The organism is Azospirillum formosense (assembly GCF_013340925.1).
GTDB lineage: Bacteria > Pseudomonadota > Alphaproteobacteria > Azospirillales > Azospirillaceae > Azospirillum > Azospirillum formosense.
This window is the reverse complement of record NZ_WHOR01000250.1, coordinates 1-8,741: the sequence shown is the minus strand read 5'-3', so window position 1 is coordinate 8,741 and position 8,741 is coordinate 1. Positions and strand designations below refer to the sequence as shown.

The window sequence follows — 8,741 nt, the reverse complement described above, 5'->3', positions numbered from 1 at the left end:
CGCGTTCTAGTGTGTTCTTGAGGCACCCCCCCCCCGCCCCCGCGCCCGCTGCCCCCCCCCCCCCCCCCCCCCGCCCGACTCAAGAACGCCCTGCGCCCCCCCCCCCCCATCCTTTTTTTTGGCGGCGGGTTTTGCAGGGGGGAGGTTCTTCACCCCCCCCCCCGCCCTGGGGGGGGGTGTTGGGGAGGGGTACAATGCCTCCCCGACTTCCCGCCTTCTACGACGAGCCACCCCATGCACACCCCCACCCTGTTCGACAGCGTCTTCCTCGGCGGCTTCGAATGCTCGACGCACCGGCGGCACGACGGGCGCCGGCTCGATCTGATCGCGGCGACCGGCCACGACCGGCTGGCCGCGGAGGACTACCGGCGCATGGCCGCCCATGGCCTGCGCACCGTACGCGACGGTGTGCGCTGGCACCTGATCGAGACCACGCCCGGCCACTACGACTGGTCCAGCCTGCTGCCCATGGTCCGCGCGGCGCGCGAGGCCGGGGCCCAGGTGATCTGGGACCTCTGCCATTACGGCTGGCCGGACGACATCGACATCTGGCGGCCCGCCTTCGTCGAGCGCTTCGCCCGTTTCGCCGGGGCCACCGCGGCCCTGCTGCGCGACGAAGGCGTTGGCGAGGGCGTGGCGGCGCCCGCCTATTGCCCGGTCAACGAGATCTCCTACTGGGCCTGGGCCGGCGGCGACATGAGGCGCTTCAACCCGATGGCCGAGCGCCGCGGGTTCGAGCTGAAGCACCAGCTCGTCCGCGCCAGCATCGCTGCCATCGAGGCGATCCGCGCCGCCGACCCGCGCGCCCGCATCGTCCAGGTCGATCCGGTCATCCACGTGCTGCCCCGCCCCGACCGCAAGGGCGACGCCGGGGCCGCGGAGGCCGCCCGGTTGGCTCAATACGAGGCGTGGGACATGATCGGCGGCTACGCCTGGCCGGGGTTGGGCGGCAAGCCGGAGTATCTGGACGTGATCGGGGTCAACTACTACTCCGACAACCAGTGGTTCCTGAAGGGCGGCACCATCGGACGCGACGACCCGCGCTACCGCCCCTTCGCCGACATCCTGGCTGAGGTGCACCGGCGTTACGGCCGCCCGGTCCTGGTGGCCGAGACCGGGGCCGAGGGCGACGCCCGCGTGCCCTGGCTCGACTATGTGACGGGGGAGGTGATCGCGGCCTTGAAGGCCGATGTGCCGGTGGAGGGCGTCTGCCTCTACCCGATCCTCGACTATCCCGGCTGGGCCAACGACCGCCATTGCGAAACCGGCCTCTACGGCCTGTGCAACGAGGATGGCGGGCGTTGCCTCCACCAACCGCTGGCCGCCGCCCTGGAGCGCGCGCAGGCCCGCGTCGGCGCGCTGCTCGGCCAGCCGCAGTATCAGGCGGCTCAATGAGCGGTTCGAGCAAGGACACCATCCCGAACCGTCCCGGCCGCTTCCTGCTGCGCTACATCCGGCGGCGGCCCTGGTCGTTCGGCGGGCTGTTCTCGGTGATCGTGGCGGCGGCGGGCTGCGCGGTCGCCGTGCAGTACGGGATGAAGCTGCTAATCGATGCCATGGCCTCCCCCGACCGGGCGGCGGCGGACGTGTGGACTCCGCTCGGCCTGTTTCTGGGCTTCATCGCGGCGGAGAACGTGCTGTGGCGGCTGGGCGGCTGGCTCGGCTGCCGGACGGTGCTGGCGACCGGCGTGGACATGCGGCTGGACCTGTTCCGGCACCTGACCGGCCATTCGATGCGCTACTTCTCGAACCATCTCGCCGGGTCGCTGGGCAACCGCATCGCCGCCACCGAAAACGCCGCCACCACCATCTTCCGCACCCTGACCTGGAGCATCGTCCCGCCGGTCACCGACTTCCTGGGGGCGGTGCTGGTGCTGCTGACCATCCATTGGGGCATGGCGGCGGCGCTGGTGATGTTCGCCGTGGTGGTCGCCGTCGCCATCGTCGGGCTGGGGCTGCGCGGCCGGACGGTGCACCACGCCTTCGCCGAACAGTCCGCCCGCACCAACGGCGAACTGGTCGACGTGGTGTCCAACGTCTGGACGGTGAAGGCCTTCTCCGCCCGCGGGCGGGAGCGGGAGCGCCTGCGGCAGTCCTTCACGGTGGAGGCCGGGGCGCACCGCCGCAGCTGGATGCATCTGGAGAAGACCCGCGTCGTCCATGACGTCTGCCTGTGGGTGATGGCCGGATCGATGCTGCTGTGGGCGCTGCTGCTGTGGCGGGACGGCACGATCACCACCGGCGACGTGGTGATCGTCAGCGCGCTCACCTTCCGCATCCTGCACGGCTCCCGCGACCTTGCCTTCGCGCTGGTCACCGCCACCCAGCAGGTCAGCGCCATCGACGAGAGCCTGCGGGTGATCGCCCGCCCCCACGACGTGCTCGACCCCGTGCCCGCCGAACCCGCCAAGCCCGGCGGCGGCGCCATCGCGTTCGAGCGGGTCTCCTTCCGCTATCCCGAAGGGCGCAAGGTGCTGGAGGATTTCAGCCTGACCATCCCGGCCGGGCAGAAGGTCGGGCTGGTCGGGCCGTCGGGGGCCGGCAAGTCCACCATCATCAGCCTGATCCAGCGGCTGGACGACGTGCAGCGCGGCGACATTCTCATCGACGGGCAGCCGCTGACCGCGCTCGCCCAGGACGATCTGCGGGCCAAGATCGCCGTGGTGCCCCAGGACATCGCGCTGTTCCACCGCCCGATCCTGGAGAACATCCGCTACGGCCGCCCCGACGCCAGCGACGAGGAGGTGTTCGAGGCCGCCCGCCACGCCTTCTGCGACGGCTTCATCCGGCAGTTGCCGGAGGGCTACGGCACGCTGGTCGGCGAACGGGGCGTGCGGCTGTCGGGCGGGCAGCGGCAGCGGCTGGGCATCGCCCGCGCCTTCCTGAAGAACGCCCCGATCCTGATCCTCGACGAGGCGACCTCCGCCCTCGACACCCAGTCGGAGCAGGAGATCCAGGCGGCGCTGGCCGATCTGGCACAGGGGCGGACGGTGGTCGCGGTGGCGCACCGCCTGTCCACCGTGTCGGCCTTCGACCGCGTGCTGGTCCTGGTGGACGGCCGCATCGCGGAGGACGGCCATCCCACGGAGTTGCGGCGGCGCGGCGGCTTGTTCAACTCATTGTGGCAGCTCCAGGCGCAGGGCTTCGCCGCGGAATAGCCGGAGCGCGTCCGGCGGTCCCGCACCGTGGCGCGGAGGTCGCATCGGCCGGAGCGTTTAGGGAAGACCGCCCTTCGGCGGGCTATCTTTCCGGGCGTCGTGTGTTAAGACATCAGACGCAACTTCGCTTCGGCCCGAAAGCTCGATGAAAGCCACGACCGACGATAGCATCCTTTGGATTCAGACCCTTGTTCCGTGCAAAAGCCGCGAGGCCGGCGTATGACGGATCTGCCGGTGATTGGCGGCCCGGTGGTCGGGAGCGACCTGGATTTCCTGTCCGGCGGGGGCGAGATGGGGGCGCGCATGCGCTCCCACGACTGGGCATCCACGGCGCTGGGTCCGCCGGAGGGCTGGCCGCAGAGCCTGCGCACCATCGTCAGCGTCGTCCTGTCCTCCCGTCAGGCGATGTTCGTGGCCTGGGGGCCGGAACTGTCCTTCCTCTACAACGACGGCTACATACCGATCTTCGGAGCCAAACATCCGGAGGCGCTCGGCCGACCCTTCGCCGAGGTGTGGTGGGACATCTGGCACCAGATCAAACCGCTGGTCGACCGCACATTGGCCGGCGAGGCCTCCTGGTACGAAGACCTGCTGATCCCGATGGAACGCCGGGGCTTCCGCGAGGACGCCTGGTTCACCTTCTCCTACACCCCGGTGCGGGGCGAGGACGGGCGCATTCCGGGGATGTTTTGCGCCGCCATCGAGACGACCTCGCAGGTGCTCGCCGCCCGGCGCACCGACTTCCACCTGAAGCTGGAGACCCGGCTGCGCCAGCTCTCCAACCCCTTCGCGGTGGCGGCGGCGGCGGCGGAAGCTCTGGGCCGCCATCTGGAAGCCAGCCGCGTCGGTTACGGCGTGATGGACGAGACCGCGCGCTTCTTCACGACAGAGCGGAACTGGACCGACGGCAGCGTCGATCATCAGGCCGGCACCCATGACCTGCTGAGCTTCGGACCGGAGCTTTTGGACACGTTGCGCGGCGGCGGGACGCTGACCATCCACGACGCCGCTGCGGACCCGCGCTTCGCCGCGCCGGACCGGCAGGCCGCCTTCGCCGGGCTGAACATCGCCTCCGCCATCACCACCAGCCTGGTGAAGAACGGGCGGATGGTCGCCGCCCTCTACGTCCACGACCGGAAGCCCCGGCACTGGCACCCGGACGAGGTCCGTCTGGTGGAGGAGGTGGCGGAACGCACATGGTCGGCGCTGGAGCGCGCCCAGGCGGAGGAATCGCTGCACCGCGCCAACGCCAGGCTGGCCGCGGAGGGGGAGCAGATGCGCAACCTCTTCCGGCAGTCGCCCAACTTCATGTGCGTGCTGCGCGGCCCGGACCATGTGTTCGAACTGGCCAACGACTCCTACCGGCAACTGGTCGGCGACCGCCCCCTGATCGGCAAGCCGGTGCACGAGGCCATGCCGGAGGTCGCCGGGCAGGGCTTCTTCGAGCTGCTGGGCCGCGTTTATGACAGCGGGAAGCCTTTCGTCGGGCACGCCCTGCCGGTGCGGGTCGTCCGCCAACCCGGCGCGCCGGTAGAGGAGCGCTTCATCACCTTCATCTACCAGCCCATCAAGGACGCCGACGGGCGGGTGACCGGGATCTTCTGCGAGGGCAGCGACGTCACCGAGGCCAAGCATGCCGAGGACGCGCTGCGCGACCTGAACGCCACGCTGGAGCAGCGCGTCGCCGACCGCACCGCCGACCGCGACCGCATGTGGCGCCTGTCCACCGACGTCATGCTGGTGGCCCGCTTCGACGGCACGATCACCGCGGTGAACCCGGCCTGGACCAGCCTGCTCGGATGGTCGGAGGAGGAACTGGCGACGAGCAGCTTCCTGGACTTCGTGCATCCCGACGATCTGGAGCGCACACGGGCCGAGGCGGCGCGGCTGGGCGCCGGGCACACCACGCCGCGCTTCGAGAACCGCTACCGCCACAAGGATGGCCATTATCTTTGGCTATCCTGGGTCGCCGTGCCGGACGACCGTTTCATCCACGCCGTCGGTCGCGACATCACCGCCCAGAAGGAGGCCGACACCGCCCTGCGTCAGACTGAGGAGCAGCTTCGCCAAGCCCAGAAGATGGAGGCGGTCGGCCAGTTGACCGGTGGCGTGGCGCACGACTTCAACAACCTGCTCCAGGCGCTGGAAGGCTGCCTGTCGATGATCGGGCGCCGCACCGGGGAACCGCAGGTCCACGCCCTGCTCGATGCCGGGCAGCAGGCGGTGGGGCGTGGGGCCAAGCTGGTGCAACAGCTCATGGCCTTCGCCCGGCGGGACAGCCTGCGCCCGGAATCCATCGGCGTGCGCGACCGGGTGCTCGCCATGTCGGCCCTGCTGGAACGGGCGCTGCGCGCCGACATCGCGCTGGACCTCCGCCTCGGCAACGATCTCTGGCCCATCGAGGTGGACCCGACCCAGTTCGAGCTGGCGGTCATCAACCTCGCCGTCAACGCGCGCGACGCCATGCCGTCCGGCGGGCAGCTGACGGTGGAGGCGGTCAACTGCGTGTTTCCCCCCGGCGACCCGCGGGGTGTGGAGGGGGAGTTCCTGCACCTGTCGGTGTCGGACACCGGCTGCGGCATGCCCGCCGCAGTGGCCGCCCGCGCCTTCGAGCCGTTCTTCACGACCAAGGACCTCGGCAAGGGGACGGGGCTGGGGCTCGCCCAGGTCTACGGCCTCGCCCGGCAGGCCGGCGGCACCGCCTGGATCGACAGCGCGCCGAACCGGGGCACGACGGTGCATCTGCTGCTCCGCCGCTCCGGCGTGGCTCCGGCGGTGGAGCCCGCCCTGCCCGCCGCCATCGTGCCATCACCGGGCGGCGGGCGGCGCCACGGCCGCGTCCTCGTGGTGGAGGACGACCCCATCGTCGCCATGACCGTCAGCACGGCGCTGGAGGACGCCGGGTTCGCCGTGCTGTCCGCCGCCAACGCCGAGGAGGCGCTGCCCCACCTGTCCGACAACGGAGTCGACGTGCTGCTGAGCGACGTGGTGATGCCCGGCGGGATGAGCGGCATCGACCTCGCCCGCGAAGCCCGCGAGCGGCGACCCAGCCTGCCGGTCATCCTGGCGACCGGCTACAGCGAGGACATCGCGCGCGCCACCGGCATCCCGGTGCTGGCGAAGCCCTACCGGATCGACGAGCTGGTCGGGCGGATCGACGCGATCCTGATGGGGCAAGCAGAGGAATAAAAGGGCCTGGGAATAGAAGGGCCTGGGAATAAAAAAGGCGGAGCCCCAGGGGGACTCCGCCTTGGCCGGCCGCGATCCGGTTGCTCAGATGTGGTCGGAGGACAGGATGGCCTCGGCGTCGCCGCCGGTGCCGCGGCCCGGCAGGACCGCGTTCAGGACGACGCCCATCAGCGCCGACAGCGCCATCGAGGAGACGACGAAGCCGCCGTCGCCGAACTTCAGCGACGCCCCGCCGATGCCGATCACCAGGATGGTCGAAGAGATCAGCAGGTTGCGCTTGTCGCCGAGATCCACCTTGCCCTCGATCAGCGTGCGGATGCCCGAGGAGGCGATGACGCCGAACAGGGCGATGGACACGCCGCCCATCACCGCCGTCGGGATGCTCGACAGGAAGGCCGACAGCTTGCCCACGAAGCCCAGGATGATGGCGAGCGTCGCCGCCCCGCCGATCACCCACACGCTGAAGACGCGGGTCACCGCCAGCACGCCGATGTTCTCGCCGTAGGTCGTCGCCGGGGGACCGCCCAGCGCGCCCGCCACCATGGTCGCCACGCCGTCGCCGAACACCGAGCGGTGCAGGCCGGGATCGGCGATGAAGTTGCGGCCGACGACGCGGCTCAGCACGATCTGGCCGCCGATGTGCTCGGCGATGGTGACCAGCGCCACCGGCGCCACCAGCAGGATCATCGCCCAGGCCGAGACGCCCTCCTTCATGCCGGAGAACAGAAGGTGGAAGTCGGGCATGCGCAGGAAGGGTGCGGCGGCGACCGGTCCGAAGTCGACCATGCCGAAGACCACGCCCAGCACATAGCCGGTCAGGATGCCCAGCAGGATCGGCACCACCGTGAAGAAGCCGCGCAGCACGATGGAGTAGAGGAAGATGCTGCCCAGCGTCGCCAGCGCCAGCAGGAAGTGCGGCAGGCTGTACGCGCCGCCGCCCGCGGTGTTCTGCGCCATGCCCACGGCGACCGAGGCGAGGCCGAGGCCGATCACCACGATCACCGGCCCGACGACGATGGGCGGCAGGATGGCCAGCAGCCAGCGCACGCCGAAGGCGCGGATCAGCAGGGCGACCGCCACATAGACCGCCCCCGCCGCGCAGGCTCCGACCAGCGCGCCGCCGGTGCCGCCGATCTGGGTGGCGGCGACGATCGGGCCGATGAAGGCGAAGGAGGAGCCCAGATAGGCGGGCAGCCGCCACTTGGTGAAGGCCAGATAGATCAGGGTGCCCAGGCCGCTGGTGACGAGCGCCACCGACGGGTCGAGGCCGGTGAGGATCGGCACCAGCACGTTGGCGCCGAACATGGCGAACAGGTGCTGAAGACTGAGCAGGAGGAAGGTGGCCGGGGGCGGACGGTCGTGGACGTCCAGCACCCGGTCGCGCGGGGCTGTCATGAACTGCGGTTCCCGTATCGGTGGTTGCGCGGCAAGGGTTACTCCGCGACGGCCTGCCCGGTCAAACGCCACCATGCGGAATTCTTCGGCAGATGTCTTCCAAGGGTTCCCAACGCCACCGTCAGGGGCGTGAAATCATTCACCCGTTGCCTCGCTATCACCCTTTTGTTAGTATGGCTTTTAATCAAAATTTCCGTTACCGGACATGAAACTGCGTTCCCGATTGCAATGCGGGGATGCTGCTTCTGTTTTCAGAGTGGCTGACCACATGGCCGACGAACTGTTTGCTCAACTCACCGACACCCTTTCGTCGGCGAAGACCGTGGAAGACCTGACCCGGCCCCTGCTGTCGCTCTTGGAGCTGGTGACGGAGTTGGAGGCCACCTATCTCACCCGGATCGAGCTGGAACACGGCATCCAGCGCATTCTCTTCTCCTGCAACACCAAGACCCTGACCATTCCCGAAGGGCTGGCCGTCCCCTGGGAGGGCACGCTGTGCAAGCGGGCGCTCGACGAGGGGAAGCTCTACACCGACGACGTGCCCGGCTGCTGGGGTGATTCCGAGGCGGCCGCGGCGCTGGGCATTCAGACCTACGTCAGCACCCCGGTCCATCTCGACGACGGCAGCCTGTTCGGCACGCTCTGCGCCGCCAGTTCGGAGCGCAAGCCCCTGACTCCCAAGGGGGAACAGGTGCTGCGCCTGTTCGCCTCGCTGATCGCCCTCCACATCCAGCGCGAACAGCTCCTGACCCAGTTCCGGGAATTGAACGCGGCGCTGGAATCCTATTCCTACACCGACGCGCTGACCGGCCTGCCGAACCGCCGCGCCGTGGTCGCGGAGCTGCACCGGCTGTTCGCCATGGCCGGACGGGCCGGCCAGAGCGTGCTGATCGGCTTCATCGACCTGGACGGCTTCAAGGCCATCAACGACACCCACGGGCACGAGGCCGGCGACGAATTCCTGACCGAGGTGGGGCGGCGCATCGGCGCGGGGCTGCG

The 8,741-nt window shown here is 69.8% G+C and carries 5 protein-coding genes; 4 read left to right on the top strand and 1 reads right to left on the bottom strand.

The window, feature by feature from the left end; genetic code table 11:
* Positions 1 to 234: 234 nt before the first annotated feature.
* From GBZ26_RS23635 to GBZ26_RS23625, 3 genes are all read left to right on the top strand, one after another.
* Entirely contained in the window at positions 235 to 1,395 is a 1,161-nt protein-coding gene (locus GBZ26_RS23635; RefSeq protein ID WP_174440949.1) for a glycoside hydrolase family 113 protein, read from the top strand.
* On the top strand, positions 1,392 to 3,158 hold the full coding sequence (locus tag GBZ26_RS23630; RefSeq protein WP_174440948.1) for an ABC transporter ATP-binding protein: 1,767 nt from the start codon (positions 1,392 to 1,394) through the stop codon (positions 3,156 to 3,158). Before GBZ26_RS23635 ends, GBZ26_RS23630 begins: the two co-directional genes overlap by 4 nt.
* 219 nt (positions 3,159 to 3,377) lie before the next feature.
* Entirely contained in the window at positions 3,378 to 6,347 is a 2,970-nt protein-coding gene (locus GBZ26_RS23625; protein ID WP_174440947.1) for a PAS domain-containing protein, read from the top strand.
* An 84-nt stretch (positions 6,348 to 6,431) separates the two neighbouring features.
* On the opposite strand, the gene GBZ26_RS23620 is transcribed toward GBZ26_RS23625, so the two are convergent.
* Entirely contained in the window at positions 6,432 to 7,742 is a 1,311-nt protein-coding gene (locus GBZ26_RS23620; RefSeq protein ID WP_174440946.1) for a solute carrier family 23 protein, read from the bottom strand.
* Positions 7,743 to 8,010: 268 nt separating this feature from the next.
* Between GBZ26_RS23620 and GBZ26_RS23615 the strand changes: the two genes are divergently transcribed.
* Positions 8,011 to 8,741 (top strand): sensor domain-containing diguanylate cyclase (locus tag GBZ26_RS23615; RefSeq protein ID WP_174440945.1); only part of this gene is annotated, 731 nt, incomplete at its 3' end.

Excerpts from the sequence above, each read along its gene's own strand:
- GBZ26_RS23635 (WP_174440949.1), top strand. The coding sequence starts at position 235 with ATGCACACCCCCACCCTGTTCGACAGCGTCTTCCTCGGCGGCTTCGAA.
- GBZ26_RS23630 (WP_174440948.1), top strand. The coding sequence starts at position 1,392 with ATGAGCGGTTCGAGCAAGGACACCATCCCGAACCGTCCCGGCCGCTTC.
- GBZ26_RS23625 (WP_174440947.1), top strand. The coding sequence starts at position 3,378 with ATGACGGATCTGCCGGTGATTGGCGGCCCGGTGGTCGGGAGCGACCTG.
- GBZ26_RS23620 (WP_174440946.1), bottom strand. The coding sequence starts at position 7,742 with ATGACAGCCCCGCGCGACCGGGTGCTGGACGTCCACGACCGTCCGCCC.